General features: G+C 72.7%; 12 protein-coding genes and 1 other RNA gene. 8 read left to right on the forward strand and 5 right to left on the reverse strand.

Annotated elements, in window-relative coordinates; genetic code table 11:
* The first annotated feature begins 126 nt into the window (after positions 1 to 126).
* The 4 genes from DSM104329_RS07450 to DSM104329_RS28875 all read left to right on the forward strand — a co-directional run bounded on the left by DSM104329_RS07450 (position 127) and on the right by DSM104329_RS28875 (position 6,472).
* Positions 127 to 2,565, forward strand: a complete 2,439-nt coding sequence (locus DSM104329_RS07450) for an MMPL family transporter (RefSeq protein WP_259314769.1) — start codon at positions 127 to 129, stop codon at positions 2,563 to 2,565.
* 40 nt (positions 2,566 to 2,605) lie between these two features.
* Positions 2,606 to 2,973, forward strand: a transfer-messenger RNA (tmRNA) gene (ssrA, locus tag DSM104329_RS07455).
* A 317-nt stretch (positions 2,974 to 3,290) separates the two neighbouring features.
* A complete protein-coding gene (locus tag DSM104329_RS07460) occupies positions 3,291 to 3,425 on the forward strand; it encodes a hypothetical protein (protein ID WP_259314770.1) in 135 nt (44 codons plus the stop codon).
* 131 nt (positions 3,426 to 3,556) lie between these two features.
* Positions 3,557 to 6,472 carry a calcium-binding protein gene (locus DSM104329_RS28875; protein ID WP_268738866.1) on the forward strand — a complete coding sequence of 972 codons (2,916 nt, stop codon included), beginning with the start codon at positions 3,557 to 3,559 and terminating at the stop codon, positions 6,470 to 6,472.
* Positions 6,473 to 6,496: 24 nt separating this feature from the next.
* Here DSM104329_RS28875 and DSM104329_RS07475 read toward each other — a convergent pair whose 3' ends face one another.
* Complete coding sequence (locus tag DSM104329_RS07475) at positions 6,497 to 8,890, reverse strand: HAD-IC family P-type ATPase (RefSeq protein ID WP_259314771.1); 2,394 nt, start codon at positions 8,888 to 8,890, stop codon at positions 6,497 to 6,499.
* A 58-nt stretch (positions 8,891 to 8,948) separates the two neighbouring features.
* Here DSM104329_RS07475 and DSM104329_RS07480 point away from each other — a divergent pair, with 58 nt between their 5' ends.
* Positions 8,949 to 10,043, forward strand: coding sequence for an acetate/propionate family kinase (locus DSM104329_RS07480; protein WP_407655901.1), 1,095 nt, complete (start codon positions 8,949 to 8,951; stop codon positions 10,041 to 10,043).
* A 7-nt stretch (positions 10,044 to 10,050) separates the two neighbouring features.
* Here DSM104329_RS07480 and DSM104329_RS07485 read toward each other — a convergent pair whose 3' ends face one another.
* The 4 genes from DSM104329_RS07485 to DSM104329_RS07500 form a co-directional block, all read right to left on the reverse strand.
* On the reverse strand, positions 10,051 to 12,471 hold the full coding sequence (locus DSM104329_RS07485; RefSeq protein WP_259314773.1) for a phosphoketolase family protein: 2,421 nt from the start codon (positions 12,469 to 12,471) through the stop codon (positions 10,051 to 10,053).
* A gap of 93 nt (positions 12,472 to 12,564) precedes the next feature.
* Positions 12,565 to 13,704 (reverse strand): epoxide hydrolase family protein, encoded by a 1,140-nt coding sequence (locus DSM104329_RS07490; RefSeq protein WP_259314774.1) that lies wholly within the window; start codon positions 13,702 to 13,704, stop codon positions 12,565 to 12,567.
* A 24-nt stretch (positions 13,705 to 13,728) separates the two neighbouring features.
* Positions 13,729 to 14,373 (reverse strand): response regulator transcription factor, encoded by a 645-nt coding sequence (locus DSM104329_RS07495; protein ID WP_259314775.1) that lies wholly within the window; start codon positions 14,371 to 14,373, stop codon positions 13,729 to 13,731.
* Positions 14,361 to 16,103 carry an ATP-binding protein gene (locus tag DSM104329_RS07500; RefSeq protein WP_259314776.1) on the reverse strand — a complete coding sequence of 581 codons (1,743 nt, stop codon included), beginning with the start codon at positions 16,101 to 16,103 and terminating at the stop codon, positions 14,361 to 14,363. The genes DSM104329_RS07495 and DSM104329_RS07500 overlap by 13 nt, the downstream gene beginning before the upstream one ends.
* Before the next feature lie 214 nt (positions 16,104 to 16,317).
* Between DSM104329_RS07500 and DSM104329_RS07505 the strand changes: the two genes are divergently transcribed.
* The 3 genes from DSM104329_RS07505 to DSM104329_RS07515 are packed head-to-tail and all read left to right on the forward strand — an operon-like array spanning position 16,318 to position 18,072.
* Positions 16,318 to 17,469, forward strand: coding sequence for a M23 family metallopeptidase (locus DSM104329_RS07505; protein ID WP_259314777.1), 1,152 nt, complete (start codon positions 16,318 to 16,320; stop codon positions 17,467 to 17,469).
* Positions 17,466 to 17,771 (forward strand): hypothetical protein, encoded by a 306-nt coding sequence (locus tag DSM104329_RS07510; protein WP_259314778.1) that lies wholly within the window; start codon positions 17,466 to 17,468, stop codon positions 17,769 to 17,771. The genes DSM104329_RS07505 and DSM104329_RS07510 overlap by 4 nt, the downstream gene beginning before the upstream one ends.
* 31 nt (positions 17,772 to 17,802) lie before the next feature.
* Positions 17,803 to 18,072 carry a hypothetical protein gene (locus DSM104329_RS07515; RefSeq protein WP_259314779.1) on the forward strand — a complete coding sequence of 90 codons (270 nt, stop codon included), beginning with the start codon at positions 17,803 to 17,805 and terminating at the stop codon, positions 18,070 to 18,072.
* The last annotated feature ends 10 nt before the right edge of the window (positions 18,073 to 18,082 follow it).

Genomic DNA, 18,082 nt, shown 5'->3' on the forward strand with positions numbered 1-18,082 from the left:
GCGACAGGCGGAAGGTTCCCAGACACGGCTCGGGTCCGCGTCCCTTTCGTTGCCCGGGGTAGCCGCCGTACGGTTGATGACAAACCGTCGATTGGCGCAACGCGATGTGATAGGCATAGCGCCCGCATGACGCGACCCCTCTACTGGCTGGGGGGCTTCTGCGGGAGGCGCCACTGGATCGTGCTCGCGATCTGGGCCGTCATCCTCGCCGGCATCGTCTTCTGGGCGCAGTCGGCGGGTCAGGAGCTCAACAACGACCTGACGCTCCCGGGCACCGGCAGCCAGTCCGCCACGGACCTGCTCACGAAGCGGTTCCCGGCCCAGGCGAACGGGACGAACCCGGTCGTGCTCGTCGCGCCCGACGGCAAGAAGCTCACGGGGAGCAAGTTCAAGGACCCGATCGACAACACGGTCAAGACGCTGCGCGACGACTCGATCGTGCGCAGCGCTACCGATCCACTGTCGGTCTCGTCGCAGCTGTCGAAGGACGACACGATCGGCTACATCTCGCTGAACCTGAAGGTGGGCGCCGGCGAGCTCACCGAGGATCAGGCGGCGACGCTCCGCGACGAGACCAAACAGGCCAGCGACGCCGGCCTGGCGGTGTCGTTCGGCGGCTACGTCGGCGACGAGCTCTCCAAGCCGGCGGTCGAGTCCAGCGAGGTCGTCGGCATGGCGATGGCGATCATCGTGCTGCTGTTCACGTTCGGCACGGTCGTCGCGATGGGCATGCCGATCATCACGGCGATCATCGGCCTCGGGGCCGGCATATCGATCATCACGCTGCTCGGGCACGTCGTCGAGGTGCCCACCGTCGCCCCGACGCTGGCGACGATGATCGGTCTCGGGGTCGGCATCGACTACGCGCTGTTCATCGTCACCCGATACCGCGAGCACCTGCACGGCGGGATGGGAGCCGACGAGTCCATCGCCCGATCGGTGGCCAGCTCCGGCGGCGCGGTGGTGTTCGCCGGCAGCACGGTGATCGTCGCGCTCGTGTCGCTGGCGGTCGTGCGGATCCCGCTCGTCAGCACGCTCGGGTACACGGCGGCGATCATGGTCGCGGTCGCGGTGTTGGCGGCGATCACACTGCTGCCGGCGCTGCTGGGCGTGATCGGGCGCCACATCGACAGTCTGCGCATGCCGTGGGCACACAAGCTCAAGGGCGACGCCAAACCGCACGGATGGATGGCGTGGGGCCGCTTCGTCGCCCACCGGCCGATTCCGTCGGCGCTCGTCGCGCTCGTCGTGCTCGGTGTCCTCGCGGCGCCGATCCTCGACCTGTACCTCGGTCAGCAGGACGACGGCTCGCTGCCGAAGGAGATGACCGCGCGCCAGTCCTTCGATGCGCTGTCGAAGGGCTTCGGGCCAGGGGCCAACGGGCCGTTCCTCATCAGCGTCGACATGTCGAAGAAGCCGGCGAAGGCCGACCAGGACCAGATCGACCAGATCAACCAGCAGGAGAAGCAGCAGAAGCAGAAGGCGCAGGATCAGGCCGACCAGCAGGAGCAGCAGCTCGAGGCCCAGGGGCTGCCGCCCGATCAGGCGCAGGCCCAGGTCCAGCCGCAGCTCAACAAGCAGCTCGACCAGATCTCCCAGCAGGCCGACGACCAGAAGCAGCAGGCCGAGAACCCGGCGACCGATCCTCGCCTGCAGACGCTGCGCGACGACCTCAAGAAGACCGACGGCGTGCACTCGGTCACGCAGCCGGACGTCAACAACAAGGGCACCGCGGCGGTCATGTCGCTGCAGCCGACGACCGCGCCGGCCGACCAATCGACCGCCGACCTCGTCACGACGCTGCGCGACGACGTCATCCCGAAGGCCGACAAGGGCGCCGACATGAAGACGTACGTCGGCGGCACGACGGCGGGCTACGTCGACCTCGCCGCCGAGATCTCCTCGCGGCTCGTCCTGACGATCGTGGTGGTCATCGCGCTGAGCTTCCTGCTGCTGATGCTCGCGTTCCGCTCGATCGTCATCCCGGCGACCGCAGGGATCATGAACCTGCTCTCGATCGGCGCCGCGTTCGGCGTCGTGACCGCGGTGTTCGAGAAGGGCTGGGGGGCGTCCCTGGTCGGGCTCGATGGGCCCGTGGCGATCGTCAGCTATGTGCCGCTGATGATGTTCGCCGTGCTGTTCGGGCTCTCGATGGACTACGAGGTGTTCCTCATGAGCCACGTCCGCGAGGCGTGGCAGCGCACGCGCGACAACCGTACGGCGGTCATCGAGGGCATCGGCACGACGGGCCGCGTGATCACGTCGGCCGCGCTGATCATGGTGAGCGTCTTCTTCGCCTTCATCCTCAACGGCGACCCGACCGTCAAGCAGTTCGGGGTCGGCATGGGCGTGGCGGTGGCGGTCGACGCGACGCTCGTGCGCTGCCTGCTCGTGCCCGCGGTGATGGTGCTGCTCGGGCGCGCCAACTGGTGGTTCCCGAGGTGGCTGGACCGGATCATGCCCAACTTCTCGATCGAGGGCGAGGAGTGGTTTCGCAAGCGCGACGAGGAGGCCGCGGCGGCGGCGGAGCGCCGGCGGCCGGATCCCGTCCCGGCCGGCGACTGATGCCCTCGCCGCGCTAGACTCGGAACCACAAGCATCACACGGGGACGACAGGCTTCGACGCGGTCGGTTTCGTTGTGATGGTTGCGAGCCGAGGTCCCGGAGGCCTCGTAAAACACCGGGAAACCAATACGTGCGGACTCTCACGAGTACGCCCTCGCCGCTTAGTCACTAGCTAAGCGTGGTGAGGTCTGGCCCCCAGCCTGCCTGCCGCTGGGCTCGCCGGATCAGATATGCAGGCTTCACCCCCGGCGGTCCGCCTCCGCCAAAGGGGGGACATCTTCAGGAGGCTGGCTCCCTGGAACCCCGCCGGCGAGGCGACCAGGGAGCGAGATCAGAGCGCCGGATACGCTCGTAGAAGCCATCATCGCGCGATTGCGGACGTGGGTTCGATTCCCACCGTCTCCACTGGGAGAGTGCCCGAACTCTCCCCCAAAGAACCGAGGCCCGCCACCAGGCGGGCCTCAGCCGTTCGAGGCCGTGGGCGCCGTGATCACCACCGGCCCCTACGCGTATCGCCGAAACGACGACATCGCCGTCGTTCCGCTGGCTCTCCTGGGCCCCTGACCGGTCAGGTGAGCTCGGCGCGGCGCGATCGCGGCCCACGCAGCGAATCGCAAGAAAATCCGAACATGAATTCTACATCGATTCTGAACGATCAAGAGTTATTTGCGAATCGGGCGCGAGGTGTATACGGTGGAGCCCCCGCGTGAAAAGGAGAGGCTCGCGTGTCAGTTAGTCGGAGGGATCAAAGCTGGCCCGCTGGTCGGGAGTCGACCGGCGCCAACTTCGTGGCGGCGATCGTCGCCGCCGGCTGCATCGTCGTGCTGCTCACCCCGATCTTCGCCTGGTTGGTGACGTGATCTGAGCCGACGGTCGCATGGGGTGGCGCCCCGCCCCTGACGGCTTGATCCGTTTTCTGGACGGACGTTCCATTCATCGTCGTTCGCCGTAGGCCGAAGGTACGTGCGTTGCCCCAACCCGAAGGGACGCCGTGCCTCAGTTCGTCCGTCGCGCCCGCGTTCGCCTGCTCGGCGTCGCCGGCGGTCTTGCCGTCTGCCTCATGCTCGTCGCGGTGCCCCAGGCCTTCGCGGGCCAGATCCTGTTCACGCGCGGGGGTGACATCTGGACCATGAAGGACGACGGGACCGGCGCGCGGCTGCTCATCGCCAAGACCGACACGCCGTCGTTCGTCGACGAGCCCGGTGGACCCCTCGAGCAGGTCGACTCGCTGAGCCAGCCGAACGTCGACGAGCCCACGGGCACGGTGCTCCTCGACGGCTACCACGACTCGAACACGGACTCCAACTGCGGCCTGCGCTGTACCGGCGTCTACAAGTGGGTCAACGGCAACGTCACCCGGATGAGCCTCGATCCGTTCAAGTTCGCCGGCGCCTCGCACTTCGAGAGCGAGCCCGAGTCGATGGGCGACGGCCGGTTCGTCTTCAACAACTGGGCCTGCCTCGACGGCGGCTACGTCACCTGCTCGATCGACAACGAGATCCAGGCTCTGGACGACGTACCCGACCACGCGCAGGAGGGCGGCGGCCTGAACCGCACGAAGCTCGTCAGCAAGTGCAACGACCGGTTCGGCCTCGACGACCCGACGCCGAACCCGCAGAACCCGAACGAGATCGCCTACGTCTGCGAGACGTACTCCAGCGGCTACGTCTACGAGATCGTCGCCGGCGTCAACGGCGCCGAGCGCGTCATCGGCAGCGACGACTACAGCCAGGACGAGCCGAGCTGGCGGTCGGACGGCGCGAAGATCGTCGCGATCGAGGAGGGCACGAACCCGGGCATCTACGAGTTCAATCCGGCCGCCAAGAACGACAAGCGGCGCATCGTCGCGGCGGGCTCGAACTACATCCTCGGCACGCCGCGCTACATCGGCACCTCGAAGATCGTGTTCGACGGCCGCACGCTCGAGGATCTCGACGGCGACGGCCAGGCCGACGACTACGCCTACAACCTCTACACCGCGCCCACGACCTGCAACGCCTGCGCCTTCCCCGGCGGCGTGACGAAGCTCACCACCGACGGCGACAGCGCGACGCCGGCCTGGACGCCGCGCGACAGCTTCGACAACCTCGGCGCCGGAGCGGTCAACGACGGCGCGCTCGACTTCAAGGCCCGCGCCGGCGAGAACAACGCGATCGCGGTCGCCGCGCAGGCGCCCGGCCTCACCGCCGACGCGGGCCCCGCCACCGTCACGGTCAGCGACGCCCGCGGCATCTCGCCGGGACCCGGGTGCACGAAGCTCACGGCGACGAAGATCCAGTGCGCCAACGTCCAGTCGGTGACGCTGGACGCGGGGGACGGGGCCGACACCGTCACCGTCGAGGGCTCCGTGCCCGCCACCGTGAACGGCGGCGAGGGCGCCGACACGCTCACCGGGGGCGACGGCAACGACGCGCTGAACGGCGGGCCCGGCAACGACCTGCTCGACGGGCGCCAGGGCACCGACGTCCTCGACGGCGGGGCCGACGTGGACACCATCAGCTACGCGTCGCGCCAGACGCCCGTCGCCATCACCCTCGACGGGCAGGCCGGCGACGGGGCCGACCCGAACCTCGACGGCGTCTCGACGGCGGCCGAGGAGGGCGACCAGGACGTCGCGATCGAGAACGCGACCGGCGGTGGCGGGAACGACCGCCTCGGCGCCGGTCCCGGCGCGAACGTCCTGAAGGGCGGCGACGGCGCCGACGTGCTGGACGGCGGCCTGGGCCCGGACACGCTCGACGGCGGCCCCGGCACCGACACGCTGAGCTATGCCGCCCGGACCACCCCCGTGGCGATCCGGCTCGACGGCAAGGCGAACGACGGCTCCGACCCGAACCGCAACAGCAGCTCGACCGCCACCGAGGAGGGCGATCGCGACATCGCGATCGAGAACGCGGTGGGCGGCAGCGGGCCGGACTGGCTGATCGCCGCCGGCTCGGCCACCAACCAGCTGCGGGGCGCCGGCGGCGACGATACGCTCGACGGCGGTCTCGGCACCGACGTCCTCGACGGCGGGCAGGGGGTCGACACGATCACCTACGCGGCCCGGACCACCCCTGTGGCGGTCCGGCTCGACGGCACGGCGAACGACGGCGCCGACCCGGACCTCGACGGCACCTCGACCGCGGCCGAGGAGGGCGATCGCGACATCGCGATCGAGAACGCCGAGGGCGGCAAGGGCAACGACCAGCTGAGCGCCACGGGCACGACCGCCAACGTGCTCAAGGGCGGCAACGGCGACGACGTCCTCGACGGCGGCCTCGGCGCGGACACGCACCACGGCGGCGCCGGTGTCGACACCGTCAGCTACGCGTCGCGCAGCACCCCCGTGGCCGTTCGCCTCGACGACAAGGCCAACGACGGCGCCGACCCGAACCTGAACGGCGCCTCGTCGTCCACGGAGGAGGGCGATCGTGACATCGCGATCGAGAACGCCATCGGCGGCAGCGGCAACGACCAGCTGCGCGCCGCGCGCTCGCTGCCGAACACGCTGCAGGGGCGGGGCGGCGACGACCTGCTCGACGGCGGCCTCGGCGCCGACGTGCTCGACGGCGGCGGGGGCTTCGACACGGTCACGTACGACCAGCGGACGACGCCGGTGGCCGTGACGCTCGACGGCCAGGCCAACGACGGTGCGGACCCCAACCGCAACGGGCTCTCCACGGCGGCCGAGGAGGGCGATCGCGACATCGCCGTCGAGAACGCGACCGGCGGCAAGGGCAGCGACATCCTGCGCGCGATCAAGGCGTCCCTCATCAACGTCCTGACCGGCGGGGCAGGCGACGACCGGCTCTACACGCGCGACGGCTCGTCCGACGTCGACAAGCTCGTCTGCGGGACCGGCGCCGACTCCTACCAGTCCGACGCGAGCGACACCCGCTCGGCCTGCGAGACCGCCATCCCCTGAGGTCCGACCCGACCCGACCCGTGATCAGCCGGTGTCGGGTCGGAGCGCGCCGGTGAGCCGGATGCCGACGAGCGCCAGCCCGATGCCGATGGCCGCCCCCGCCGCCGTGGCCGCGAGCATGTCGCCGTCCGGCACCGTGAGGATGTAGAAGTCGCGCAGGAACGGGATGGCGATCGCCAGCACGAGGACGGCGAGCATCAGCGCACACAGGCCGTACACCGCGAGGCGCCGCTTGCGCCCGAGCGGCGTGTCCTCGGCGTTGGCGCCGGACTCGAGCATGAGGACGGTCGCCAGGCCCCCGAGGACGACGACGATCGTCGAGACCGTCCGCGCGTCGTCGAGGCTCACGCCGAACGCGTAGCGGGCGAGCAGGTACCCGGCGAGGATGCCGATCCCGATGCCCAGGCCGGCGGGCACCGAGAAGCGCAGCACGTTCGGCAGGAAGCGGTCCGGCCGCCAGGGCCCGGAGCTCGGCATCAGCGCGAGCACGAACGCGGGGATGCCGATCGTCAGCGACGACGCCAGCGTGAAGTGACGCGGCAGCAGCGGATACGTCGCGGTGGTCAGCCCGAGCGCGACGATGAGGAAGCCGGCGAACACGGACTTCGTCACGAAGAGCCGGGCGACCCGCTGGAGGTTGCGCAGGATCTGGCGCCCTTCGCGGACCATGGTCGGGACGGCGGCGAAGTCGCCGCGGACGAGCACGACGTCCGCGACGCTCTTGGCCATCTGCGTCCCGCTACCCTGCGCGATCGCCAGCCGCGCCGCCTTGAGCGCGGGGACGTCGTTGACGCCGTCGCCGATCATCCCGACGTAGCGGCCGGCGTCGGCGAGTGCGGTGACGACGCGGCGCTTGCCCTCCGGCGAGATGCGCCCGACCACCGCCGTCTCCAGCAGCCGCTCGCGCAGCTGGGCCTCGTCCTCGGGCAGCGCGCCGCCGTTGAGCGGCGGCCCCGCGCTCGGGATGCCGGCGTCCCGGGCGATCGCGGCGACCGTCGGCGGGGCGTCGCCCGAGAGCACGCGCAGCTCGACGCCCTCCTCGGCGAAGAACGCGACCGTCTGCTCGGTGTCGGGGCGCAGGCGCTCGGCGAGCACGACGAGGCCCAGCGGCCGCACGCCCGGCGGGGGCGGGGCGTCGGGGGTGATCTCCGGCAGCGGCTCCTCGGTCGCGCCGATCGCCAGGACCCGGCGGCCGCGCTCGCTGTGGCGGGCGGCGGGCTCGGCCAGATCGGCGAGGTCGAAGCGCTCCGGCGCGCCGAGCACGAGCGTCTCGCCGCCGAGCACGAGCGCGCTCCAGCGCCGCGCGGACGAGAACGGCACCTGGGCCTCGACGGGCTCGGCCTCCCCGTCGGCGGCGCCGAGGCGCGCGGCGGCGATCGCCTCGAGCGTCCCGTTGCGCGCGGGGGCGCTGGCCGCGTAGCGCCCGAGCGCGCGGGCGAGCTCCTCCTCGCTGACGCCCGCCGCGGGTACGAGCGCCTCGATGCGCAGCGTGGCCTCGGTCAGCGTCCCCGTCTTGTCGGTGCACAGCAGATCCACCGAGGCGAGGGACTCGACCGCGTTGAGCTGCTGGGTCAGCGCGCCGCGCGAGGCCATCCGGGTCGCGGCGACCACCGCGGTGAGGCTGGCGAGCAGGATCAGCCCCTCGGGAACCATGTTGACGATGCCGGCGGTGGCGGTCTGCACGGAGTCGCCGATGCTCTTGTCGCGGACCAGGAGCGAGACGACGAGCGCGACGGCGAGCGGCGCCATCACCCCGACGAGGACGAGCAGCACCCTGTCCATGGCGCGCTCGAGCGGCGAGCGCGGGTGGCGGAAGGCGCGCGCCTCGCCGGCGACGCGCTCCGCATGGCTGTCGGCGCCGACCGCCGTGACCTCGTAGGCGCCGGCGCCCTCGACCGCGAACGACCCGGACAGCGCCGGGTCGCCCGCGACCCGGGGAACCGGCTCGGACTCGCCGGTGAGCATCGACTCGTCGAGCGCGAGCCCGTCGGCGGTGGTCAGCGTGCCGTCGGCGACGATCTGGTCGCCCGCCTTGACCCGGACGAGGTCGCCGACCACGACGTCCGCGACGCGTATGTCGCGCGCCACGCCGCTGCGCACGACCGTCGCGGCCGGGGCCACGAGCGCGGCGAGGCGGTCGAGCGCGCGCTTGGCCCGCACCTCCTGGCCGATGCCGATCCCCGTGTTCGCCACGAGCACCCCGAGGAACAGGGCGTCCTTCCATTCGCCGAAGACGAGCGTGAGCACGCCGAAGACCGCGAGGATCGCGTTGAACACCGTCAGCGTGTTGGCGCGGACGATGCTGGCGTAGGAGCGGCTCGTGGGCGGCTTGGGCAGCGGGCCGCGCGCTGCGAGCCGGCGCGCCGCCTCCTCCTCGGTGAGCCCGGGGACCGGCAGGGGCGGGGTGGCGACGGTCATTGAAGATCAGTGTCTATCCGATCCGCACGGACCGCGGTCGGTACCGTCGGCGGTCGTGCTGAGCGTCCTGACCGTCAACGCGGGCTCGAGCTCTCTGAAGCTGCGCCTGCTCGACGGCGACGACCGGCTCGCCGGCGAGGAGGAGCTCGACGCCACCCGCGGGCACGCGGACGCCGGCGAGCTCGCCGCGGCGCTGGGCCGGCTGGGGGGCGCCGACGCGGTCGGCCACCGCATCGTGCACGGGGGCATGCGGTTCACGCGGGCGGTGCGCCTGGACGGCGGGGTGGTCGAGGAGCTGCGCGCGCTCACGCCGCTCGCGCCGCTGCACCAGCCGGCGGCGCTCGACGCGCTGGCGGCGGTCACGGCGGCGCTGCCCCACCTACCGGCGGTGGCGTGCCCCGACACCGCGTTCCACGCCGGGCTGCCGCCCGCCGCCGCGACGTACGCGCTGCCGGCCGAGTGGCGCGAGCGCCACGGTCTGCGGCGCTTCGGCTTCCACGGGCTCTCCCACGCCTATGCGGCGCGACGCGCGGCCGAGCTGCTGGGCCGGCCCGAGGACGGGCTGCGGCTCGTCACCTGCCACCTGGGCGCCGGGGCGTCGCTGGCCGCCGTCCGCAGCGGGCGGTCGGTCGACACGACGATGGGGTTCACGCCGGTCGAGGGCCTCGTCATGGCCACCCGGTCGGGCAGCGTCGACCCGGGCCTGCTGCTGTGGCTCGTGCAGCAGGGCGGACACGACGTCGACGAGGTGTCCGACGCGCTCGAGCACGGCTCCGGTCTGCTCGGCCTCGCCGGGACCGCCGACATGCGGGAGGTGCTGTGCCGGGCGGGGGAGGGCGACCAGGCGGCCGCGCTCGCGCGCGACGTCTACGTGCATCGCCTGCGCGCGCTGATCGCCGGCATGGCGGCGGCGATGGACGGCCTGCACGCCCTCGTCTTCACGGGCGGGGTGGGGGAGGCGTCGGCGCCGATCCGCGCCGCCGCGGCGGACGGTCTCGGCTTCCTCGGCGTGGCGGTCGACGAGGCGGCCAACGCCGCCGCCGCCCCGGACGCGGAGATCAGCGCGGACGGTGCGTCCGTGCGGGCGCTCGTCGTCCGCGCCCGCGAGGACCTCGAGATGGCGCGCCAGGTCCGGGCCGTCCTGGCCGGTTGAGCCCGCTTCAGGCCGGAGACCCGCGCTGCGCGTCCGTCGAGGCCGAGGCGGGCGGCGGCGCGTCCGGCCACACCCAGTCGCGCACGTCGGGCATGTCGTCGCCGTGCTCGCGCGTGTACTGCCGGTGGCGCAGCCGCTCGTTCACCATCCGCTGGCGCAGCCCCGCCGCCCGCTCGCCCAGCCCGGGCACCCGGTCGATGACGTCCATCACGAGATGGAAGCGGTCGAGGTCGTTGAGCATGACCATGTCGAACGGCGTCGTCGTCGTGCCCTCCTCCTTGTAGCCGCGCACGTGCAGGCCGTGGTGGTTCGTGCGCCGGTACGTGAGCCGGTGGATGAGCCATGGGTAGCCGTGGTAGGCGAAGATCACCGGCCGGCTCGCCGTGAACAGCGCGTCGAACTCGGCGTCGCCCAGCCCATGTGGGTGCTCGGACGGTGGCTGCAGGCGCATGAGATCGACCACGTTGACCACCCGGACCTTCAGGCCGGGCAGGTGCTCGCGCAGGATCGCCGCGGCCGCGACCGTCTCGAGCGTCGGCGTGTCGCCCGCGCACGCCAGCACCACGTCGGGCTCGCCGCCCTGGTCGGTGCCCGCCCACTCCCAGATCCCGATCCCGCGCGTGCAGTGGGCGACCGCCTCGTCCATCGACAGATACTGCAGCGCCGGTTGCTTGCCCGCGACGATCACGTTGACGTAGTCGCGCGAGCGCAGGCAGTGGTCGGCCACCGACAGCAGGCAGTTGGCGTCGGGCGGCAGGTACACCCGCACGACGCCGGCCTTCTTGTTGACGACGTGGTCGATGAACCCGGGATCCTGGTGGCTGAAGCCGTTGTGGTCCTGGCGCCACACGTGCGAGCTGAGCAGGTAGTTCAGCGAGGCGATCGGCCGGCGCCACGGGATGTCGCGCGTCACCTTCAGCCACTTGGCGTGCTGGTTGAACATCGCATCGACGATGTGGATGAACGCCTCGTAGCAGTTGAACAGCCCGTGGCGGCCGGTCAGCAGGTAGCCCTCCAGCCAGCCCTGGCACAGGTGCTCGCTGAGGACCTCCATGACGCGGCCGTCCGGCGCGAGGTGGTCGTCGGTCGGCTCGATCTCGGCCATCCATGCGCGGTCGGTCACCTCGAACACCGCGTCCAGGCGGTTCGAGCGCGTCTCGTCGGGGCCCATGATCCGGAAGCGGTCCGCGTTGAGGCGCATGACGTCGCGCAGCCAGGTGCCGAGCACGCGGGTCGCCTCGGCCGACGTGCGCGCCGGCTCCGGCACGTCGACCGCGTAGTCGCGGAAGTCCGGCAGCTCGAGCCCGCGCAGCAGGATGCCGCCGTTGGCGTGCGGGTTGGCGCCCATGCGCCGCTCGCCCTCCGGCGCCAGCGCCGCGAGCTCCGGCCGCAGCGCGCCGCTCTCGTCGAAGAGCTCCTCAGGTTCGTAGGAACGCAGCCACGCCTCGAGCTGGGCGAGGTGCTCGGGGTTCTCGGCGAGGTGCGCGAGCGGCACCTGGTGCGAGCGGAACGAGCCCTCGGCCGGCAGCCCGTCGACCTCCTTCGGCCCGGTCCAGCCCTTCGGCGTGCGCAGGACGATCATCGGCCACCGCGGCCGCGCGGCGCTCCCGCCGCTGCGGGCCTCGTGCTGCAGCTCGGCGATCTCCGCCACGACCTCGTCGAGCACCGCCGCCATCTGCTGGTGCATCTCGAGGGGGTCGTCGCCCTCGACGAAGCGCGGCGCGTGGCCGTAGCCCTCGAGCAGCATCCGCAGCTCATCCCGCGGGATCCGCGCGAGCACGGTCGGGTTGGCGATCTTGTAGCCGTTGAGGTGCAGGATCGGCAGCACCGCGCCGTCGCGCACCGGGTCGACGAACTTGTTCGAGTGCCAGCTGGCGGCCAGCGGGCCGGTCTCCGCCTCGCCGTCGCCGACGACGCAGCACGCCAGGAGATCCGGGTTGTCGAAGACGGCGCCGTACGCGTGCACGAGCGCGTAGCCGAGCTCGCCGCCCTCGTGGATCGAGCCGGGCGTCTCCGGTGCGACGTGCGACGGGATCCCGCCCGGGAACGAGAACTGGCGGCACAGCCGCCGCAGGCCCTCCTCGTCGTGACCGATGTGCGGGTAGACCTCGGTGTACGTGCCCTCCAGGTACGTGTTCGCGACGACTCCCGGCCCACCGTGGCCCGGGCCGGTGACGAAGATCGCGTCGAGGTCGCGCGCCCGGATCACCCGGTTGAGATGCGCGTAGACGAAGTTCAGCCCGGGGGTCGTGCCCCAGTGGCCGAGCAGCCGCGGCTTGACGTGCTCGAGGCGCAGCGGCTCGCGCAGCAGCGGGTTAGCGAGGAGGTAGATCTGGCCCACCGAGAGGTAGTTGGCGGCGCGCCAGTACGCGTGCAGCGCGGCCAGCTCCCGTTCGTCGAGTGGACCGTGAGCAGCGGTGGTCGTCACCCGGGCGAACCTACCCGCTCGCGCGATGCCCAGCCGCCGGCGGTCACGCCCTGTGCCGGCCCTGCCCGACTGAGCGCCGCGATTCGCATGCGTTCAGCGAACGGTCCGGAAGAAGGCGCGGACCTCGTCGACGAACACGGCGGGCTGCTCGAGCGCGGCGAAGTGGCCGCCGCGGTCAAGCTCGCGGAAGTGGCGCAGGTCGCGGAAGCGCGTGCGCGCCCAGCGCTCGGACAGCCGGAAGATCTCCTTCGGGAAGATCGAGCAGCCCGTCGGCACGTCGATCGGCGGGAACTCGCGGTTGCGGAAGCTCTCCCAGTACAGGCGGGCGGACGAGGCGCCGGCCGCGGGCAGCCAGTAGAGCATCACGTTGTCGAGCAGCACGTCGCGGGCGACGGCGTTCTCGGGGTGCCCGTCGCAGTCGGTCCACGTGAAGAACTTCTCGACGATCCACGCGCACTGGGCGGCGGGGGAGTCGACGAGGCCGTAGCCGAGCGTCTGCGGCCGCGTCGCCTGCTGGATCGAGTAGCCCGCCTCGACGCGGCGGTAGTGGGCGAGTGCGTCGAGCGCCGCCTGCTCGCGGTCGGTGAGCTCGCCGAGCGCCCGCAGCGCGGAGGGATCGGCGCGCGGCATGTTGAGGTGGATGCCGGCGAGATGCCCGGCGTCGACCTGCGCGAGCGCCATCGTCACGATCGCCCCCCAGTCGCCGCCCTGCGCGCCGTAGCGGTCGTAGCCGAGCCGCGCCATCAGCTGCGCCCAGGCGGCGGCGATGTGCTCCTCGCCCCAGCCGGTGCGGGTCGGCTTGTCGCTGAACCCGTAGCCGGGCAGCGATGGCGCGACGACGTGGAACGCGTCGGCCGCGTCGCCGCCGTGCGCGGGCGGGTCGACGAGCGGCCCGATGACGTCGAGGAACTCGACCACGGAGCCCGGCCAGCCGTGCGTCATGAGCAGCGGCAGCGCGCCGGCGTGCGGCGAGCGGGCATGCAGGAGGTGCACGCCGAGCCCGTCGATCTCCGTGCGGAACTGCGGGACCGCGTTGAGCCTCGCCTCCGCGCGGCGCCAGTCGTAGGCGTCGCGCCAGTACGCGCACAGCTCCTGCACGTAGCCGAGCGGGATGCCCTGCGACCAGTCGTCGACCGTCTCGGGCTCGGGCCAGCGCGTCCGCGCGAGCCGCTCGCGCAGGTCGTCGAGCTGCGCATCCGGGATGTCGACGCGAAACGGGGTGAGCGGGGTCATGCCCCGACCTTACGGCGAGCGCCGTCAGCGCGACAGGTACCGCACCACCGCGAGCACGCGGCGGTGGTCGTCGGGGCCGGCCGTGAGGCCGAGCTGACCGTAGATGTGCGCCGCATGCTTGACCACCGCCTGTTCGCTGATGCACAGCCGCTCGCCGATCGCGGCGTTGCTGCGCCCCTCGGCCATCAGGGCCAGCACCTCGCGGCGGCGCGGCGTGAGACGGTCGAGCGGGTCGTCGTGGCGCGCCCGCGAGAGCATCGTCGAGACGACCTCGGGGTCGAGCACCGTGCCGCCCGCGCACAGCCGGCGGGCGTCGGCGCAGAAGGCGTCGACGTCCGCGACCCGCTGCTTGAGCAGGTAGCCGACCCCGTCCGCACCGCCGTCGAGCAGAGCGGCCGCGTAGCGGCGCTGGACGTGCTGGGAGAGCACGAGGACCCCGATTCCGGGCAGCGCGGCCCGGATGCGCAGCGCCGCCTGCAGCCCGTCGTCGGTGAGGGTCGGCGGCATCTGGATGTCGGCGACGACGAGGTCGGGCCTGTGGGCGAGCGCCTTGCGCTCGAGGTCCTCGGCATCGGCCGCCGATCCCACGACGTCGAACCCGCCCTGGTGGAGCAGGAGCGTCAGGCCCTCGCGCATGAGGGTCTGGTCCTCGCCGATCACGACCCGCATGGCACCTCGGCGACGATCCGCGTGCCGCCGCCGGCCGGGCTGTCGACGGTCAGGCGGCCGTCGTGGGCCTCGACGCGATCGGCCATCCCGCGCAGGCCGGTTCCGCGGTCGACCGCCGCCCCGCCGACGCCGTCGTCGGCGACCTCGATGCGCAGGCATCCGTCGATCTGACCGAGCGACAGGTACAGCTCCCGCGCCCCGGCATGCTTGACGGCGTTCGTCACCGCCTCGGAGAGCACGAACCAGCCGGTGCTCTCGACCGCCGCGGGCAGCCCGTCGGACCCCGGCGACAGGTCCAGCTCGACGGGCACGGGCGCGCGGTCGGCGAGGTCCTCGGCGGCCGCGTACAGCCCGCCCTGCGTGAGCGCGGCCGGCATGACCCCCTGGACGAGCTCGCGCAGCTCGGCGATCGCCGCCTCCAGCCCGGCGCGCAGCTCGGTGGTGTCGCCGGCCGCGCGCTGCGCCTCGACCGCGAGCAGCACGAGCCGGGTCTGCAGCCCGTCGTGGAGGTCGCGCGAGATGCGCCGGCGCTCGCGATCCTCGGCTTCGACGAGCCGGGCTCGCGAGCGGCGCAGGCCCTCGCGGCTGACGCGCAGCTCGGCGGTCAGCCGCTCGCGGTCGAGCGCGAGCGCGATGACCCGGCCCGCGGCCTCCACGGTGCGGCCGTCGGCGATCAGCGTGGCGTCGTAGACGATCGCGCCGACGCGCCGGCCGGCGGTCGCCACCTCGACGGCGGCCCGGTCCGAGCCGGCGTCGGGCAGCCGTGCGGGGCGCCCGTCGGCGTCCACGTAGCCGCCCGCCTGCGGCACCCAGAACAGCAGCGCCACCGAGCGGTCGCCGAGCACGCCGGCGAGCGCGTCGCGCATGTCCGCCCGTCCTCCTTGGCGCGCGCCGAGGCTGGCGCCGAGCTCCTCGATCTCGCCGGTCCGGGCGAAGCCGCCGCGCAGGACCGCGAAGGCGAACACGACCGGCACGGCCGCGAGCAGGCCGAGCTGGGTCACGGTCAGCGGGACGCCGTCACCCCACGGGAAGAGCTCGTTGATGCTCCCGGTCAGCGGGACGAACAGCACCGCGATGATCCCGTAGACGTACAGCGGGCCAACCACCCAGCGCTGCGCCCGCGGCGTCTGGCGCAGCCGCCGGCCGAGGATGATCGCGGTCACCACCATCACCGCGGCGCCCGCGGCGCTCTGCACCCAGAAGCCGGCACGGTCGAGATCGTGACGGTCGGCGACCTGCAGCGGGTTGGGCGGCCCGAACAGGTACTCCGGCGCCTGGAGCACCAGGCAGACCGCGTAGCCGGCGAGCACCGTCGCCCGGCTCAGCCGGCCCCGCAGCCGTCCTGACGGGAACACGTGCAGGAGGTGCACGACGACCGCCAGCGGCACGGTTACGGCGATGAGGCCGGCGGCGAGGAGGGCGGTGACGTCGCTGTTGACGAGGCCGGCGACGAGCCACGCGACCCCGCCGCCGACCATCACCGCGCCGGTGCGGTTGCTCGGCCTCCGCCACCACGCGAGCAGCCCGGCGGCGGCGTAGATCCAGCCGACGAGCGGGAAGAGCAGCACGGCCCACGTCGGCGTCGCCGGACCGGCTTCGAGCAGGGCGATCTCCACCGCGCCCAGCAGCAGCAGGGTGGCGCCGAGCGCCGCGAGCGCCAGCGGCAGCGTGCGGGGGACCGCGCGCGATCGCGCCGGCCGGACCACGCGGGGTGAGGCGGGAAGGAGCATGTCGCCGGCGAGCCGACCGCCGTGGCGAGAGCGTAACGGCGTCCAGGGCGCCGGGAGAGCACCTGGCTGCCCCGCCGTGCCGAGGGCCTAACGGCGTCCAGGGCGCCGGGAGGGCACCTGGCTGCCCTCCCGGACGGTGCCTGACCCCCTTGCCCCGGCGCCGCGGGGGTGGGAGGTTCGTCTCATGGGACGACCTCGAGGACCGCTTGCAATCTTGCTGGCCGTCGCGCTCGGCGCGATCGCGGCCGCTCCGGCCGCCGCCGCGAGCCACGACCAGTTCTCGGCGGTCAACCAGTCGGTGGTCGCGCCGCCCAACCCGGTGAAGGGCTCCGACGGCCGCTACCACTTCGTCTACGAGGTCCAGCTGGTCAACCCGACCTCGCTGCCGTGGCGCGTGAGCAGCATCGCCGTCCACGCGGCGGGCGCGACGCGCCCGGTCCTCGGGCGCTGGTCGGGCGGGCGCGTGGCGAAGGTCATGGTCGGGCTCGGCGACCGGGACCCGACGCGCAACATCGCGCCCGGCACGGGCGCGCTGCTGCACCTCACGTTCTCGGTCGCGTCCGAGCGGGCGATCCCGCGCGCGATCGTCCAGCGCCTCGTGCTCGACAACACGTCGCGCCCGCTCGCCGGGCCGCCGAGCGTCACGCAGACCGGCGGGCGCAGCCGGGTCGCGCGCCGGGCTCCTGTCGCCCTGGGCGCGCCGCTGGCCGGCGACAACTGGCTGGCCGCCGACGGGTGCTGCACCGCCAAGCGCCATGTGCGCTCGGTCCAGTCGTTCGACGGGCATCTCTTCGGCGCGCAGCGCTTCGCGATCGACTGGGAGCGCGTGGACGAGCAGGGGCGGCTGTTCGTCGGCGACAAGGCCGTGCTGGCCAACTGGTTCGGCTACGGCCAGCCGATCTACGCGGTGAGCGACGGGACGATCGTGCACGCCGTCGACGGCGAGCCCGACCAGGTGCCCGGCGCGCTGCCCGTGGGGATCACGGCGGCCAAGGCCGACGGCAACGGCATCCTGCAGCGCCTGCCCGGCGGCCGGTACGCCCTGTACGGGCACATGATCCCGGGCACGCTGACCGTGCACGTGGGCGACCGCGTCACGAAGGGTCAGCTGCTCGGCCGCGTCGGCAACTCGGGCAACAGCTCCGCGCCGCATCTGCACCTGCACGTCGTCGACCGCAACGGGCTCTTCGGCGCCAACGGCGTGCCGTACGTGTTCGACCGCTTCACCGTCACCCGGCGGGTCGCGTCGACGAAGGCGTTCGACCGGGCCGAGGCGACGGGCGAGCCGGCGCGGATGCGGCCGGTGCGCACCGGTCCGCGCGAGCGCGAGCTGCCGCTCGACCAGGTGATCGTCACCTGGCCATGACGCCGCCGCTGCGTCACGGCGCCGGCGGCTCGGTCGTGCGGCTGATGATGCGCCACCCGGTCGCCGACTACGACGCCTGGCGCCGAGCGGACGACGCGCTGGACTCCGAGCGCCGGCGCATGGGCGCGCTGTCGCATGCCGTCTACCAGTCGCTCGACGATCCGCAGGACATCACCGTGGAGATCGGCTTCGCTACCGCCCACGCCGCGCGGGCCTTCGCCGGTTCGCCGCACCTGCGCGAGCGCATGGCCGCCGCGGGCGTGGCCGGGCCGCCCGAGATCTGGCTGGTGACCGAGCGATGACACCGCCGCGCCGCGCCGTCTGCGCGTGGCGATGAGTGGGGCGAACAAGGTGATGCCGGTGCCTCATACTCGTTGGGACCATCAAGACAACTTCGACGACGACTGGTGCAACGTCGCCCTGGCCGACGGGCGGCCGGTGAACATCGAGCTCATCGATCCAGCCGATCATCTCGACCTCCTCGATCGGGCAGCGGCTCGGTACGAGCTCGACGCCGAATCCTTGCAAGCCTCCGCGCGGGCGGCCCTCGCCGCGCCGGATCGCATCGTGGAACTCGACGTTCACGCGCGCGAGGTCGCGTAGCGGCCGGGGA

Source organism: Capillimicrobium parvum (assembly GCF_021172045.1).
Taxonomy (GTDB): domain Bacteria; phylum Actinomycetota; class Thermoleophilia; order Solirubrobacterales; family Solirubrobacteraceae; genus Capillimicrobium; species Capillimicrobium parvum.